This window comes from Natronococcus amylolyticus DSM 10524, from assembly GCF_000337675.1.
Taxonomy (GTDB): domain Archaea; phylum Halobacteriota; class Halobacteria; order Halobacteriales; family Natrialbaceae; genus Natronococcus; species Natronococcus amylolyticus.
In genome coordinates, this window is sequence record NZ_AOIB01000037.1 from 1 (window position 1) to 14,725 (window position 14,725).

Here is a 14,725-nt window from a genome sequence, read left to right on the forward strand (position 1 = left end):
CCCCCTGTCGATTCGAGGTCTCGAGCTCGAGGGTCGTCGCCCTCTCGCCCGTCCGAACCGCTCGAACGGCCTCGAGTAACGGCTCACGAAGCGCCTCGGGGAGCAACCCATCGAGTGGGGTTCCCGGACTCGGATCACCCTCGAGCAGGTCGGTCGCTGCGGCGTTGGCGTACCGAAGTCTCCAGTCGTCGCCGATCTCGAAGACCGGATCGGTGATCCGATCGAGGATCGACGCGTCCCGATCCGACGGCTCGACGTTACCCGTCGGGCGGACGGTCGCCACGACCCCCTCGAGGCGGGGATCCTCGACCCGGTTTACCGTCCGAAGCTCCGCTGACCGCCACGTTCGATCGGGTCGACCGATTCTGGCCGTCACGCGCGCCGAGGCGCCGAACGCCCCCTCGAGAGTCGCCGCGAGCGCCTCGCGAACGTCGTCCCGGTCGTCTGGATGGATCGCTCGGGTCAGCATCCGTCCCTCGAGTTCGTCCGGAGGGACGTCGAGTTCGGCGTCGGTTGCCGGGTTCGCGTACGTGATCTCGCCGTTTGGCTCGATCACCCAGACGACGGCGGTGGCTCCCTCGAGTATCGACCGGTCTCTCGAGTTCGAGCCGTCCGCCTGCCGGCTTCGTTCGCTCTCGAGGATGCGTTCGAGTCGGGCGAGTACGACCCGGTCGGCATCGGCGGGGTCGACGACGTCGGCCGCACCGGCCCCGAGCGCGTCGACGGGAGCGTCCGTGACCGCGACGATCGGCACGGGATCGCCGGAGTCGGTCTCCCGGCGGAGTTGCTCGAGGGGCGGGCGATCCCGGTTCGGCTCGAACTCGCAGACGATGCAGTGGACGTCGACCGTCCCGAGGCGGGCGATGGCGCTCGAGACGGTTCGCTCCCGGACCAGCGAGACGGAGTCGAACCCCGCCGTCACCGTCTCCGCCACCGAGACGATCGGTTCGGAGGCGCCGACAACGAGCACCCGGCACAGCGGCTCGAGCGTCGAGCCGGCTCGGCTCATCGGGTTGCCTCCGAACCGGCGGCTCTCCGGGGACTCGAGCGTCGGGAGAACGAACGGACGATCGCCCGCGAATCGGCTGCCTGACGGGAGGCCACAGTTGGCTCCCCTCGTGTTCCGGCGGAGTTAATTATCGCTTCCGTAGCCGTCGGTAGCGATCCATTACGTCCCAAGCGACCGCTTCGTAGTCGTCGCTAGCTCTGGTCTCGGACCGTGACGACCGGTACCGGTGCGTTCCGGACGACCTCCTCGGCGACGCTGCCGACGATCAGCTGGTCCAGCCCCGACCGGCCGACGGTGCCGACGACGATCAGATCGGAACCGTGTTGTTCGGCGACGTCGACGATCTCCTCCTGTGGAACGCCGTGGCGGATCGTCTCTCTAACCTCGATCCCGTGACCGGCGGCCTTCTCTTCGACCTGTTTGATCGCCTCGGCGGCCTGGTCCTCGAGGTCGGTCCGCATCTGGTCGCGCTTCGTCTCGGCGTGGGGGCCGTCCTCGGAGACCGAAACGACGTGCAGGTCCGCATCCATCTGGCGAGCGAGCTCGATCGCGTGATCGGCCGCCTGCTGAGCGCCGTCGCTGCCGTCGGTTGCGAGCAAGAGTTCCTGGTACATTTTCGTCTCGGCATTCGGCACACTGTCGAATACGTTTCATACCTGCAGTTGCCAGGGTGTTCGCTGGCTCGAGAAACGGAGACGGGGAGGGAACCCGGCCTCAGAGGACGTCGAGGAAAAAGGCGACGTACAGCTGTCCGATACCGGCGAGGATCATCACCACTCCGGCGACTCGTCGGAGCGTGTCGCCGTAGGCCGACAGTCGACCCGCACCCGCGGCGAGCCCCATCCCGGTCGCGACCGTCAGCGAAACCATGAGAAGAACGACGATCCCGACGTAGGTTCCGATCACCAGCGCCCCCGACGCCGCCGGCAGCGCGGCCGCGCTGGCGACTACGCCGAGAAACACGGGTGCGACACAGCCCGCTGCGGCCAGCGCGTAGCCGGCGCCGAAGAGGCCGAAGCCGAGAGTCCCGGATCGGCGTTTCGGCAGCGCGACCGACAGCGAGGGCGCGCGGTCGAAGAGAACGAGCACCCCGAAGCCGATCAGGGCGATCCCGACGAGCGCCTCGAAAATCGTGATGTCCGCGAGCACCGAGTGACCGATCCAGAACGCGACGCCGAGCAGGAGACCGAACGTAGCGAGAACGCCAGTGCCGGCGACCAGACCGCGCCCGACCGCCCTCGAGAGCGACGACTCCTCGGCGTCGGTCTGGCTCACGTAGAAGCCGACGTAGCCGGGCAGCAGGGGGTAGGCACACGGCGAGAAGAACGTAAAGACGCCGGCGGTCAGCGCGAACGCGAGCGTCGACAACAGCGCCGCGTCGATCATTCGCTCTCGGACTCGAGAACGTCCTCGATGCGAGAGACGATCTCGTCGCTCTCCTTTCGGCCCGACTCCTCCCACCTGACGATCCCGTCGGAATCGAAGAGGACGCCGATCGGCGTCCCCGAGCCGTAGTGGACGATCAGATCCGAGGTCGCGTCCCGGCCGACCGGCCAGTGGCCGTCGTACTCGTCCCACCAGTCAGCGATCTCCGCGTCGGGCACCTGTTCCTCGTTCTCGTTGGTAACCGAGACGAACGTGACGTCGTCGCCGACGCGGTCGTAGGCCTCGCCCAGCGCGGGCATCTGTTCTTTGCACGTTCCGCAGGTCGTCGCGAACAGGTCGACGAACGTAACCGAACCCTCGGCGGGGATCTGCTGTGTGCCGTCGTTGCTGCCGGCCGCCTCGACGGTGTCGATCGTCACGGGATCGTGTCGGGGCTCCTCGTCGTCCTCGTCGTCCGGCATGCCGTACACCGCAAGCGCTCCGGCGCCAGCAAGCGTTCCCGCGCTCGCGACTCCGGCGAGGACGTCCCGACGCCGCATCGTTACTCGACCACCGTCCGGACGTCGTCGATGATCGCCTGCGGACGGTTCTCCTCGCGGTCGTCGGTTACGTTCGGGTACGACCGCTCGACGATCCCCTGCTCGTTGACGAGGAAGACGATGTAGTAGTGGATCTCCTGGTCGTGATCGTCGTGGTCGTGGTCATCGTCTTCGCCGTCGCCGTGGTCGTGGCCGTCGTCCTCGTCGTCTCCGTGATCGTCGTCGTGCTCTGCGTCTTCGTCGTGATCAGCGTGGCCGTCGTCGTGCGATCCGTCGTCGTGGTTATCGTGATCGTCGTGTGCTTCCTCGTCGTGATCGTCCCCGTTACCGATCTGTGCTGGGACGCCGATCTCCTCGTTGAGTAGCTCCATCGCCTCCTCCTCGGTTTCCGGTCGGAGGAAGTGCCAGTTCTCGGCCTCGTAGTCGACGCCGTACTGCTCGCCGTACTCCTGTAGGGCCTCCGGGCTGTCGGTTTCGGGATCGAACGTCATCGCCAGCAGGGCGACGTCGTCCTCGTACCCCTCCTCGACGGCGTCCTCCTGAACCAGTCCCAGCAGGTTCGTCAGAACGCCGCACTCGTCGGTACACGACGTGTAGATGAACGTCAGCAGGTACGCGCGCTCGCCCTCGAACTCCTCGAGCGAGACCTCCCGTCCCGCGTGCGGGTCCGGAAGCGTAAACGTCGGAAACTCGTCGCCGTGGATCGGGTGCGACGGGTTACCACGAGACTGCTCGGGTTCGCCCAGCGCCGTCTCGCTGTTGCCGACGACTGGGAGATCGCCCAGACACCCTGCCAGTCCCCCCATTCCGGCAACCCCCAGCGTTCCCAGATACGCGCGTCGCTTCATACTCGAGTCGTAGGAGCGGGGCGTCAAATGCTCGTTGGTTCACCCGTGAAAACCCACATATCGATGGGTTCGATCCCGCTCGCCGGTTTCCTGCCCGAACATCTCCGCCCGTTTCGGTCGCGCTCTCCCGCCACATTCATTGATTGTCACTGTCTAACAGCCACCTAATTCGTTCACCGAACTCCGCCTCGGACCGCAACGACTCCCCTCGCCACTCTCTCCGGGGCGTTCGGGAGTCCGATCGAAAACGGTCCGACCGATCGGACGCCTGACCGTGAAACGTCGCGAAACGTCACCGTGCCCACGACGTGCCGGAGCTTACGACTCGGATAACTATTTCGGAGTCCCGAGTACGTCGACGTATGTCACAATCCAACAACCCGGACGTGCGTGTCGGTTGCCCTCAGTGTAGCGGAACCGTAAACGCATCCCTCCCGCCCGGGTCCGGTCTCGGAAGCCCAACCCCCAACCGCCTTCGCGGCACGGAAACCGAGTGCCACAACTGCGGCCACGAACTCGAGTTCTACTACTACTGACCTCGTCGTCCCCGTTTTTCGCGTCGATGAACCGTCTCCCGCTCGAGCCGGAAGAGTCTCGGATTCGCACGAACACGTGCTTCTCTTTCGCGGGTAAGAAGGATATCCCGTCTGGGTTTGAACTACGCAAAACGCTCGCTCCGCTCGCGTTTCTCTCGTTCGAATCCAGGGCCACACTCTCGGCTCACGGAGTTGTTCGCCGAAAAGAGCTCCGTCTGGGATTTGAACCACGCGAACCGCTCGCTGTGCTCGCGGTTCTCTACTTCAAACCCAACATACAGCATTTACCGCTCACGAGTTGTTCGCAGCAAAATGCTCCGTCTGGGATTTGAACCCAGGTCATCGGCTCGAAAGGCCGAAATGATTGGCCGGACTACACCAACGGAGCTAACGCATCCTTTGATTGCCGAGGCCTAGTAAAAAACGTTCCGTTCCGCGCCCGTCGTGGCACACCCTGACTCAGAGACAGTCTTTCACTCGAGCGTGGCCCCCGTTGCGATACCCGCCGCCATCTCAATCCTTTTGGAGCCGGGCTACGACCGATCCGCCATGAAATACGTGCGATTCAGGGACCCCGCTGGAGCCGTCCGCCGGGGCGAACTCGAGAGCGGTCACGTCCACTTCGCGAACGAGAGCTACGCGCTCGAGGACGACGAGATCGACGTCCTCCCGCCCTGCGAGCCCTCGAAGGTGGTCTGCATCGGTCGGAACTACGCGGCCCACGCCGACGAGATGGGCAACGACGTTCCGGATCGACCGCTGCTCTTTCTGAAGCCGCCGAACGCGTTGGCAGCCCACGGCGACACTGTCACCGCCCCCGCGGGCAAGGAACGCATCGACCACGAGGCCGAACTCGGCGTCGTCATCGGCGAGCAGTGTCGCCACGTCCCCGAGAGCGAGGCGCTGGACGTCGTCGAGGGCTACACCTGCGTCAACGACATCTCGAACCGTGACGACCAGCGCGAGGAACAGAACTGGATCCGCGGGAAGGCGTTCGACGGCGCGGCACCGATGGGACCGGTGCTCGCGACGCCCGACGAGGTGCCAGACGACGCGACCGTCCAAACCCGCGTGAACGGCGAGACGAAACAGGACGGCTCGCTCGACCTGCTCATCTTCTCGATCCCCGAACTGATCGCCGAGATCACGACCTACATGACCCTCGAGCCGGGCGACGTGATCGCGACCGGAACTCCCGAGGGTGTCGGTCCGCTCGAGGACGGCGACGACGTCGAGATCGAAGTCGAGGGCGTCGGCACGCTCGAGCACTCGATCCGACGACCCTGAACCACACCGCCAACGCTTTTCGCCCCGCCTCACCAATCACCGTCCATGACTGTTCGATACGGCGCGGTCGATATCGACTGGCTCGGCTACGCGACGGTTCGCCTCGAGGGCGAGATGGGGACCGTCGTCTACATCGACCCCGGCCGGTACGGGGTGCTCGACGACTACGACGCCCGCGACGGCGACCTGATTCTGGTGAGCCACGACGACCACTACGATCCCGAGGGGATTCGACGGGTGGCCCACGAGGACGCTATCGTCGTCGCCCACGAGGCGATTGACGCCGACGAGATCGATCGGGTCGACGAACGGCTCGAAGAGCTCCCCTACGAGATCGAACGGGTACGAGGCGACGAGTCGTTCGTGCTCGGCCCGCTCGACCTGTACACGACCCAGGCGTACAACGAACCCGGCGGCCCGTACACCGACGACGAGGGCGAGCCCTACCACCGCGAGGGCGAGGGATGCGGGTTCGGTGTCACGATCGACGGTGTCACCGCCTTCTGGCCCGGCGACACCGACGTTCTCCCAGTCCACGAGGAGCTGGCCGTCGACGTCTTCCTGCCCCCGATCGGGGGCTCCTTTACGATGGACCGCCGCGACGCGGCCGAACTCGCGGGGACGATGCGGCCGGGCCTCGTCCTCCCGATTCACTACAACACGTTCGAGGCGCTCGAGACCGATCCCGAGGCGTTCGTCGTCGACGTCGCACGCCGTCAGGTTCCGGTCGTTCTGGACGAGTAAGCGGATCGTCGAGACGACCGACGACCGAGCGACCGACCGTCCGCTCTGCAGGTTTCGTCCCACCCTCGAGCGTTTCCGACGACTGATACCTCCAAAGAGTTAGTGTCGTCCTCGCCCTCCCCTCGAGTATGAGCGGTGATCGTCGGCGAGGAGGCAGTCGGGTCGCGACTGGCGGGCTGTACTGCGCTCACTGCGGGACGGCACTCGAGGCGTCGATGAACTTCTGTCCGGACTGCGGTCGTCCCACCAGCGACGACGGGTCCTCGGATCCGAACGCTCGCCCCGCCCTCGAGCGACGCGTCGCGGCCGCGATGCGAGACGGCTGGGAGCTCGAGCACGACTTCGGCGACCACGTCGTTATGGTTCGGCGATCCTTCGGCAGCGTCGACGCCCACCTCGTCGTCGCGGCGCTGACCGTCTGGTGGACGATGGGGCTGGGCAACGCCCTCTACGGCGCCTACCGGTACGTCGGCGACGCCGAACGAATGGTGTTGCGGGCCGAGCAGACCAGCGACGAAGCGGAGACCGACTCGAGCTGGATGATCGCGGGCCGGGTCGCCGGGGCCGGCTGTCTCGCAACCGCGCTCGCCCTCGTCGGCTCGGCCGTCTTCCTCGCCGGCTCGACGATCGCGCCGGTTCTCGTTGCGGCCGCGATCGGACTCGCGACCGTCGGACTGGGGCTGTTTCCGGGCGTTCGACGCCGGTTCGGGCTTCGACGCTCTCCGTCGACGAACGGCTCGGCCAGAACGGTCGACGAGCGGTCGATCACCGACTACGACCGCCCCTGTGCGGCCTGTACCGATCCCGTCGGTCGCGGGCTCGAGCGCGTCTACCGGAAGGGGTTCTACGTCCTCGGCGTCCCGGTGACGCTGTCGGAGGGGCGAAACGCCTACTGCAGGCGGTGTGCGAACGCGGAAGCCGACGGCTCGCCGACGATCGAGGAGATCACGATCCCGATCGAAGACTCGAGTACGAGCGAACGGGAAACGGAGCTTCGACGCTGAACGCTAGTGGCTCCCTCAGATGACGTCCATCTCGCTGAGACGCTCGGGGAGATACGTCTCCGTCACGAAATCAAGCCCGCGAGCCGCCAGCGACTGCTGTTCGGACTTCTTGCCGATCTCGAGCTGGAGCTCGATCTGTTCCTCCCAGTAGTCGGTCTGGAAGCGGGGGTCCTCGAGTTCGCTCTCCAGGGCGTTGATGTCCGAGTCCGACAGCGGATCCGTCGGCAGGTCGTACTCGACGATATCGGCGGGCTGGATGCCGATGTACTGAGCCTCTGGCGTCGCGAGGTACTCCGAGAGGTGAGCGGACTTGATCGAGCCGTAGGCGACCGAGCCGTAGATACGGTACGACCACGGGTCACCGTCGGCGAAGACGGTGACGGGAAGGTCGAGCTCGTCGTGGAGTCGCTTCGTGATTCGACGGGTCGCTCGTGCGGGCTGGCCCTTGAGGTGGACGATCAGGGCGTTGTACTCCTCGTCGAACCCGTTCTCGACGAGTCGGTCGCGCATCCCACCGGTCTCGACGGCGAGGATGAAGTCGGCGTCGGCGTCGAGGAACTCGATCGTATCGGGGTTGTTCGGGATCTGGTAGCCGCCCTCTCCAACGTCCTCCTGACAGTGGATCTCGCGCTCGCCGCGGCGGGTCTGCTCGCGGAGGTGCAGCGGTCCCATAATCGTCGCGCCGGACTCCTCCGGGCGCATGTGGAAATCCTCGCGGGTGACCCCCGAGACGATCTCCAAGTCCTCGATGAGCCCGTTGGACTCGTCCTGATCGTTGAACTGGGCTTCTTTGTTATCCCAGCTCTCGGAGAGGTAGTACAGTTCACGCAGCGTCGAGGAGCGATCCTGCTCGAGCTGGTTCGCGAGGAACTCGATCGTGTAGACCGCCTTGAGCAGTTTGCGGGCGCCGCGCACGGAGTTCGCCGAGCGGGTCGACTCGCGGTCGCCGTACACCCAGACGGCCTTCTCCTCATCGTACTCGATGTTGCTCTTGGTCCGCGTCGGCACGGACATGTGGGGGATCTCGCCCAGTTCGAACTGGTCGTAGAACTGCGCGGCGAGATCGAGCAGCTGTTCTCGGGCCTGCTGGTCGGTGTCTGCACTCATTGATCTGTTACGGTGAGTTTCGCGCTTTCGACGCCCTTCACGTCGAGGTCGAACGCGGCGTCGTCGTCGACCTCGTACTCGAGGACGGCCTCGTCCTCGCTCGATACCTCGGGTTCCCACTTGACGAACCACTCGCCGTCCATCTCGACGGCGGTCGCGCCGTCCGAGAGGTCGCGGGGTTCGGCCGAGACGATGTCGGTGACCTCGAGCGACTCGTTCGTACTCGAGTGGTTCTCGACGACCACGGAGACGGCCTGGCCGTCGCCGTTGGCCTCGCAGTGGCGCTCGACGAGCACGTTGTTCATGATGCGGGCGATGGCGTCGTCGATGTCGGGCTCCTCCCGATCCGTGACCTCCGCGACCTTCTCGGCCATCTCCGGGAGGATCTGTCCGAGGACGTTCTGTTTCTTCCGGCGTTTCTCCATCGAGCGGCGCTTGCTGAGGAAGCTCTTGAGTTCGCGGGCGGCCTCGCGGATCGCGAGTTCGATCTCGTCCTCGATCGCCGGCACGTTGGCGACGGCGTCTTTCGACTCGCTCGTGAACGGCACGTTCGTCGAGGCGACGTGGACCATGATGACGGCGGGGCCGTTGGGCAGCCCCGAGCCGCCGGGCTGGTCGAGTCCGTAGTTTCGCCAGCCGATCGACTTGACGACGTCGGTCGTCGCACACGCCCCGCGCTGGTAGACCAGCGGAACGCGGTTGGCGAAGCGAAGCACGTCGGCGCTACCCTCGGCTGGAATCTCGCCGCCGTAGGCGATACCGGCCTCGACGACGAACGGGTCGCCGGAGTGGACCTCGGCGTCCCGAGTTGCTGCAGCGTAGAACTCGGCGTCGAACTCCTTCTCGAGGCCCGCCCGAATGAGGTCGTCGGTGATCGGCGAGAGACACCGCGTCGGCGGCGCCATGATGTCAGTCGCCCGCATCCCGTCGACGAGCTCGCTCGTCGCGTCGCGGTCGCCCGCGAGCTCTCTGACCAGCGGTGGGTCGTCGGGGACGGTCACCATCAGGTCCCAGACCGCCTCCGTCACGTTCTCTCGAGCGGTGTCCCCGAAGGACACCTCGTCGTACTCCTCCGTGAGGGCGGCCGCGCGGTCGACGTGCTCGCGGAGCTGTGCGCGAGTGAGGCGGTGGCGATCGTCGTCCTCGTCCTCGAACTTCGCCGCGAGCCGGCTCGCGAAGCCGTGGATCACTGCGTCGTCCTTGCGGGTGCTCGTCGCCCCGTCGGCGATCTCGTAGCAGTCGGTGACGAGACGGGACTCCGCGACGGCGTCCTCGTCGGGATCGGCGGTCTCCTCGGGGGCGTCGATCAGCGCGTTCCAGACCGCGTCGGCGGCGTTCTCCTGGACCGTCTCGCCGAAGGCGGTGCCGTGTTCATCTTCGACGGCGTCGGCCACCTCGGCGACGAGATCGAGCAGTTGGTAGTGGGCGACCCGCTCGCGGTCCGCGACGGCGTCGGCGATGGCGTCGGCGAAGGCGGCCGTGGCCTCGGCGCCCTTGTTCGCGGTCGCGTCGGAAACCGCTGCCCCGATGTCGACGTCTTCGGTGTCGTCGGGAGAACTCCAGCGCATCTCGCGGCCATAGTGGCGGTCGCGGAACGCGTCGATCACCGAGTCGGCGGTCTTCTTCCCGACGCGGGTGAACTCCTCCTGGAGAAAGCCGGAGATGGTCTGGGAGTCCGTCGCCGAGAGCATCTTGATCACGGTGCCGAGTTCGACCCCGTGAGGGTGGGGTCGGATCTCCTCGGTTTCCTCGGGGAGCTGGTCGGTTCCGCGTTCGAATTTGAAGTGAGCGTTCGGTTCCTTGAGCTCGAGCCTGGCGTGGGGGTTGACGACCGCCGTGTGCTTGACGTAGTCGTGGAGCTGCTGGCGGGCGCGCATGTTGCCCTCCATCTCGAGTTCGATGCGGGTGCCGTGGGGACGGTCCCAGCTCGTGGTCTCCTCGACGCTGATCTCGGGCTCGTTCTCGTCGGTATCGACGATGAGCTCGAAGTACTCGGCCTCGCTCGAGCCCTGTGTTCGGCTGGTGATCTTCGCGGGTTTCCCGCTGGTTAGCTGGGAGTACAGCACCGCAGCCGAGATACCGATCCCCTGCTGACCCCGGGACTGTTCGCGGGCGTGGAAACGAGAGCCGTAGAGCAGCTTCCCGAAGACCTTCGGGAGTGACTCCTTCGTCAGTCCGGGGCCGTTGTCCTCGACGATCAGTTTGTAGTAGTCGCCCGACTCCTGGATCTCGACGTAGATATCCGGCAGAATACCGGCCTCCTCGGCGGCGTCCAGAGCGTTGTCGACGGCTTCCTTGACGGCCGTGACGAGGCCTCGAGCACCGCTGTCGAAGCCGAGCATGTGCTTGTTCTTCTCGAAGAACTCGGCGATGGAGATCGCTTGCTGGCTCTCGGCCAGCTCCTCGGCGATCCCCGACTCTTCGCCGAGTGTCGACTGGAACGACGTCATCGTCTCCCCCTACAAACGGCGAGGGTAAAAGGCGTACGCTACCGCGGTGAAAGTGAACTATCGCGAGCCGCTCTCCTCGGCGGCGTCGTCGGGACGGGGCACCGAGTCGTCGTCGCCGATCGGCGGCCAGTGCCACGCGTCGGCCTGGACGACTCCCAGCAGGTTCCGCCGGCGCTCGGTCAGCTCCGCGACGGCGTCCTCGAACTCCCCGTCGTCGACCGTCGGGATATCGTCCTCGCGGAGTCGCTCGAGGTCCGGCTGCGGGGGGACCTCGTCGGCCGGTTCGATAAAGGCGGTCTCGAGCGTGTCAAGGTAGCTATCCGTGCTCGAGCGGGCGTTCTCGACCAGGGCCGGGTTGAGCTGGGTGTCGTCGTCGACGCCGTAGCGAAACAGCGTCATCGCCTCGTCGAAGATCGGGACGGCCATCGCCGAGGCCCGTTCGCCCTTCTCGCTGTGGTAGTAGTGAAGGATTGGGTACGCTTTGTGTTTATCCGCGAGTTCGGAGAGGTCCGAGGCCAGCGACTCGACGGGCAGATCCAGCCCGCCGAACTTCTCGTCGCTCCAGCCCGCACGGACGAACTCCTCGCTTCGCTCGCCGAGCCCGGTGACGCTGTTGGCGAACGCCCGCTTTTCCGAGACCGCGCCGAGAACGGTCAGGATGTAGGAAACGCCGAGCGTAACGAAAGCCATCCCCGTCGCGGTCGTAAAGGAACTCGCGATCTCCCAGGTCCCCGAGGTCGGCGAGTAGTCCCCGTTTCCGTTGGTGAACATGGTGTAGGCGACGTAGTAGAAGTGCCCCGTCCAGTCGGCAGGCTCGCCGGTCTGGGGACTGATGAGCGCGGTGTCACCCCCGGCAAAGAGGAACGTCCAGCCGAACCACAGCAGCGCGATCCACATCGCGAGCGTCAGCGTGAGGATCAGCGGCCCGGCGATGCTGAGCGCCTTCGAGTGATCGCCGGTCAGAATTCGAAGCCCGCGCCAGACGGCCGTCGTCAGCCGACCCGAGAGCGGACCCGAGCCGCCGTCGACCCACAGCGTCGTCCAGATGATATCCACGATGACCGCGATCAGCACGACGATCCCGAGCGCGAGGTACAGCGGTTGCATTTCTCGAGGATACGATCTCGAGCCCCGTCAACGACACCCCGGTTACTGCACCGCCGGGTGAACGAATTCGGACCCGGCGCTACCGGTCGTCCTCGACGACGTCGGCCAGTACCTGGGCGATCTTCCTGTTGGTCTGGGGGCTGTAGTGGCCGCCCTCGCCGCGCTCGACGTACAGCGACTCGACGTCGCCGCCGCCCGAGAGGTGCGTCGCCATGTCGACCGTCTCGAGGTCGTCGTACTCGGTGTCGAGTCGCTCCATGAGGTCGCCGTAGATCGGGCCGTGCTCGGCCTCGTACTTCGCGTACCGGAGCTGCTGGACCATCACGAACACCGGGGTGAACTCCTGCTCGTCGGCGTAGTCGACGAACTCCCCGATCAGGGCGTCGAACAGGTCCTCGTGGGTGTCGAACAGCCGCTCGTGGTAGCGAACTCGGGGCCGTTCCATCCGCAGTTCGGTGCGAGTTTTGGCGTCGTCGAAGTCGACCCCCGGGATCGCTCGCCCGGTTCGTTTCTCGAGTTCGATTCCACCCTCACAGAACGCGTGGCGGACGTTCTCCGGGTCGTCGAGCAGGTCCGCGGTGTAGGGCCGCGAGGCGTGGTGCGGTTTGAACCAGTGGTCGTAGTGGAAGTCGTGTTCGCGCAGGAAGTCGGCCTTCGACTCCAGATCGAGCAGGTCCTCCTTCTCCTCGATCGGACTATCGATGCGCTTCAGGGCGCCGTCCTCGAGTGTGTAGCGGGGTTTGACCGCTAAGATGTTGCCGAACTCCTGGTAGTGTTTCCACACCGAGAGGATGCGGGCGATCGAGGAGGCGGTGACCACGACGAAGACGTAGTCGGTCTCCTCCTCGGGGTACTGGCGTTTCATCCGCATCAGCGCTTGGTCGAGTCCGTAGTTCCCCCCGCCGTAGTTGGCGACGTGGGTGTCGAGTTCCTGGGACAGGTAGTGCTGGAACGTCTCGTCGTCGTCGACCTCCCGGCAGAAACAGTAGGAGTCGCCGTAGGTCGACACCGTGACGTCGGCGTCTTCGTCCCGATCGTTCGCGCGACAGACGCGGCTGCCGTACTCGTCGGTCGAGTAGGTGACGACGCTGCGGACCTCCTCGCCGGGGAGGTGGTCGCCGGTGTCCTTCTGTTTCTCCCGGTCGGGCTGGGGAACCCAGCCCAGTTCGGCGTCGAAGCTGCTGAACTTGCCCAGCAGTTCGCGATCGATCCCGGGGAACTCCTCGGTCGCGACGGAGGGGTTTCGCTCGAGCGCCCGATAGGAGAGGCGCTCGAGACCGACCGCTGCCACGAGTACTGCGATGCCCAAGACGACGTACGGAAGCATTCTGCCGGTGATTTCGGAGCGAACTGGAAGTCGGTTGGGCCGGCAATGGCCACCGCCGGCCGACCAACACGCGCTCGCGGTCACCGAACGACGGTCACCGGAACCGGCGAGTGTCTGACGACGGTCTCCGCGACGCTGCCCAGCAGGAGTCGCGTCACACCCGATCGACCGCGACTGCCCATCACGACGTGGTCGAACGCACCCTCCTCGGCGCAGTCGATGATCTCCTGGGCCGGCGGGCCGATTCGACTTCGCTTCTCGAGGGAGACGCCGTGCTCGCTCGCGATCCGCTCTGCACCGCTCAGTTGCTCGTCGGCCTCCTCGCGGATCTCCTGGAACTCCTCGTCGGCCTCGTCGGCCGCGTTCGGGATCACCGGCTGCGAGTCGGTGTCGACGACGGTCAACGCGAGGAACTCACCGTCCGGAAACAGCTCGATTGCGTACTCGAGGGCCGCTCGAGCGGGTTCGGAGCCGTCGAACGGAACGAGGATCCGGGGTGGCATGCTATCGGGAGGCTAGGCCGGGATCCTCTTGAGTCTGCTACCTGATCGACAGGTTGCAGGGGCGATCGCCGACCCGAACCCCCGGGGTCCGAGCGGTCACAGCGCGAGGTACGGGCCGACGCCGAGCAGGACGACGCCCAGGGCAACCTTCAGTCGCGCGGGATCGACGACGTGGGCGACCTTCCAGCCGACGACGACGCCGAGCAACAGCGGCGTTCCGACGACGACTGCAAGCGGGAGGAGGACGTCGCCCTGGACGGCGTAGCCGGCGGTCGCGAACACCGCGATGAAGATCGACTGGACCTGCGCGACCGCGACGGCCAGCAACATTGGGACGCCGACAAGCACGAGCGCCGGCACCGCGAGGACGGGGCCGCCGATCCCCAGCAAGCCGCTGGCGACCCCGAGGACGAGCCCCAGTCCGCCGAGCGCAACCTGTCCCTCCCGGGTCAGCGGATCGACGTCGACGATCGGCGTGAACCCCCGGCGCTCGCGGTAGAGGATGACCCCGCCGACTGTCATCGCGACGCCGCCGAGCAGGATCCCGAACAGCGACCGCGAGACGAGGGGGTTGATCTGGGAGCCGAGCAGGGCGCCGAGGACGCTCGAGAGGCTGAGGACGATCGCGATCGCCCGGCTCTCACCAGTCTTCATCTCGCCGGAATAGAGGTAGGCGACGCTGCCGACCAGCCCGGTGACGATGAACGTCGCGTGGGCGGTGCCGGCGACCTGGCTCGAGGGCAGCGACGTCAGCGAGTAGAGCGCGATCGTCACGAAGATGCCGCCCGGACCGATGGTAGTGATGCCGATCCCGGAGAAAAAGGCGATACAGACGAGCAACAACGCGAGCGCGAAACCGAAGGGTAACTCGAGCATCT

General features: G+C 66.0%; 14 protein-coding genes and 1 tRNA gene. 3 read left to right on the top strand and 12 right to left on the bottom strand.

All coding sequences use genetic code 11. The features are described 5' to 3' along the window. From C491_RS18490 to C491_RS18515, 6 genes are all read right to left on the bottom strand, one after another. The coding region (locus C491_RS18490; protein ID WP_005559155.1) for a PAS domain-containing protein at window positions 1-1,009 on the bottom strand (1,009 nt) is incomplete at its 3' end. Between the two features lie 191 nt (window positions 1,010-1,200). After that, entirely contained in the window at window positions 1,201-1,623 is a 423-nt protein-coding gene (locus C491_RS18495) for a universal stress protein (RefSeq protein WP_049892340.1), read from the bottom strand. 100 nt (window positions 1,624-1,723) lie between these two features. Next, complete coding sequence (locus C491_RS18500) at window positions 1,724-2,395, bottom strand: cytochrome c biogenesis protein CcdA (RefSeq protein ID WP_005559160.1); 672 nt, start codon at window positions 2,393-2,395, stop codon at window positions 1,724-1,726. Continuing rightward, window positions 2,392-2,934 carry a TlpA family protein disulfide reductase gene (locus C491_RS18505; RefSeq protein WP_005559161.1) on the bottom strand — a complete coding sequence of 181 codons (543 nt, stop codon included), beginning with the start codon at window positions 2,932-2,934 and terminating at the stop codon, window positions 2,392-2,394. The genes C491_RS18500 and C491_RS18505 overlap by 4 nt, the downstream gene beginning before the upstream one ends. Window positions 2,935-2,936: 2 nt before the next feature. Next, a complete protein-coding gene (locus C491_RS18510) occupies window positions 2,937-3,782 on the bottom strand; it encodes an SCO family protein (RefSeq protein ID WP_005559162.1) in 846 nt (281 codons plus the stop codon). A gap of 849 nt (window positions 3,783-4,631) precedes the next feature. After that, a tRNA-Glu gene (locus tag C491_RS18515) sits at window positions 4,632-4,706 on the bottom strand. Window positions 4,707-4,867: 161 nt separating this feature from the next. Here C491_RS18515 and C491_RS18520 point away from each other — a divergent pair. The 3 genes from C491_RS18520 (at window position 4,868) to C491_RS22340 (ending at window position 7,353) form a co-directional block, all read left to right on the top strand. Further along, on the top strand, window positions 4,868-5,605 hold the full coding sequence (locus C491_RS18520; RefSeq protein WP_005559163.1) for a fumarylacetoacetate hydrolase family protein: 738 nt from the start codon (window positions 4,868-4,870) through the stop codon (window positions 5,603-5,605). A 45-nt stretch (window positions 5,606-5,650) separates the two neighbouring features. Continuing rightward, entirely contained in the window at window positions 5,651-6,349 is a 699-nt protein-coding gene (locus C491_RS18525; RefSeq protein WP_005559164.1) for an MBL fold metallo-hydrolase, read from the top strand. Between the two features lie 128 nt (window positions 6,350-6,477). Beyond that, window positions 6,478-7,353, top strand: coding sequence for a zinc-ribbon domain-containing protein (locus C491_RS22340; RefSeq protein WP_049892343.1), 876 nt, complete (start codon window positions 6,478-6,480; stop codon window positions 7,351-7,353). 15 nt (window positions 7,354-7,368) lie between these two features. Here C491_RS22340 and C491_RS18535 read toward each other — a convergent pair whose 3' ends face one another. The 6 genes from C491_RS18535 to C491_RS18560 form a co-directional block, all read right to left on the bottom strand. After that, a complete protein-coding gene (locus C491_RS18535; RefSeq protein ID WP_005559166.1) occupies window positions 7,369-8,460 on the bottom strand; it encodes a DNA topoisomerase IV subunit A in 1,092 nt (363 codons plus the stop codon). Next, window positions 8,457-10,910, bottom strand: a complete 2,454-nt coding sequence (locus C491_RS18540) for a DNA topoisomerase VI subunit B (protein ID WP_005559167.1) — start codon at window positions 10,908-10,910, stop codon at window positions 8,457-8,459. Before C491_RS18540 ends, C491_RS18535 begins: the two co-directional genes overlap by 4 nt. A 57-nt stretch (window positions 10,911-10,967) precedes the next feature. Beyond that, window positions 10,968-12,017 carry a potassium channel family protein gene (locus C491_RS18545; protein ID WP_005559168.1) on the bottom strand — a complete coding sequence of 350 codons (1,050 nt, stop codon included), beginning with the start codon at window positions 12,015-12,017 and terminating at the stop codon, window positions 10,968-10,970. Window positions 12,018-12,096: 79 nt separating this feature from the next. After that, window positions 12,097-13,344 (bottom strand): hypothetical protein, encoded by a 1,248-nt coding sequence (locus C491_RS18550; RefSeq protein WP_005559169.1) that lies wholly within the window; start codon window positions 13,342-13,344, stop codon window positions 12,097-12,099. Between the two features lie 80 nt (window positions 13,345-13,424). After that, complete coding sequence (locus tag C491_RS18555; protein WP_005559170.1) at window positions 13,425-13,847, bottom strand: universal stress protein; 423 nt, start codon at window positions 13,845-13,847, stop codon at window positions 13,425-13,427. A 96-nt stretch (window positions 13,848-13,943) separates the two neighbouring features. Further along, window positions 13,944-14,723: a sulfite exporter TauE/SafE family protein gene (locus C491_RS18560; RefSeq protein WP_005559172.1), complete on the bottom strand. Its 780-nt coding sequence runs from the start codon at window positions 14,721-14,723 to the stop codon at window positions 13,944-13,946. Window positions 14,724-14,725 lie beyond the last annotated feature (2 nt).

Excerpts from the sequence above, each read along its gene's own strand:
- C491_RS18535 (WP_005559166.1), bottom strand. The coding sequence starts at position 8,460 with ATGAGTGCAGACACCGACCAGCAGGCCCGAGAACAGCTGCTCGATCTC.
- C491_RS18520 (WP_005559163.1), top strand. The coding sequence starts at position 4,868 with ATGAAATACGTGCGATTCAGGGACCCCGCTGGAGCCGTCCGCCGGGGC.
- C491_RS18500 (WP_005559160.1), bottom strand. The coding sequence starts at position 2,395 with ATGATCGACGCGGCGCTGTTGTCGACGCTCGCGTTCGCGCTGACCGCC.
- C491_RS18550 (WP_005559169.1), bottom strand. The coding sequence starts at position 13,344 with ATGCTTCCGTACGTCGTCTTGGGCATCGCAGTACTCGTGGCAGCGGTC.
- C491_RS18560 (WP_005559172.1), bottom strand. The coding sequence starts at position 14,723 with ATGCTCGAGTTACCCTTCGGTTTCGCGCTCGCGTTGTTGCTCGTCTGT.
- C491_RS18525 (WP_005559164.1), top strand. The coding sequence starts at position 5,651 with ATGACTGTTCGATACGGCGCGGTCGATATCGACTGGCTCGGCTACGCG.
- C491_RS18555 (WP_005559170.1), bottom strand. The coding sequence starts at position 13,847 with ATGCCACCCCGGATCCTCGTTCCGTTCGACGGCTCCGAACCCGCTCGA.
- C491_RS18545 (WP_005559168.1), bottom strand. The coding sequence starts at position 12,017 with ATGCAACCGCTGTACCTCGCGCTCGGGATCGTCGTGCTGATCGCGGTC.
- C491_RS18505 (WP_005559161.1), bottom strand. The coding sequence starts at position 2,934 with ATGCGGCGTCGGGACGTCCTCGCCGGAGTCGCGAGCGCGGGAACGCTT.
- C491_RS18540 (WP_005559167.1), bottom strand. The coding sequence starts at position 10,910 with ATGACGTCGTTCCAGTCGACACTCGGCGAAGAGTCGGGGATCGCCGAG.
- C491_RS22340 (WP_049892343.1), top strand. The coding sequence starts at position 6,478 with ATGAGCGGTGATCGTCGGCGAGGAGGCAGTCGGGTCGCGACTGGCGGG.
- C491_RS18495 (WP_049892340.1), bottom strand. The coding sequence starts at position 1,623 with ATGTACCAGGAACTCTTGCTCGCAACCGACGGCAGCGACGGCGCTCAG.
- C491_RS18510 (WP_005559162.1), bottom strand. The coding sequence starts at position 3,782 with ATGAAGCGACGCGCGTATCTGGGAACGCTGGGGGTTGCCGGAATGGGG.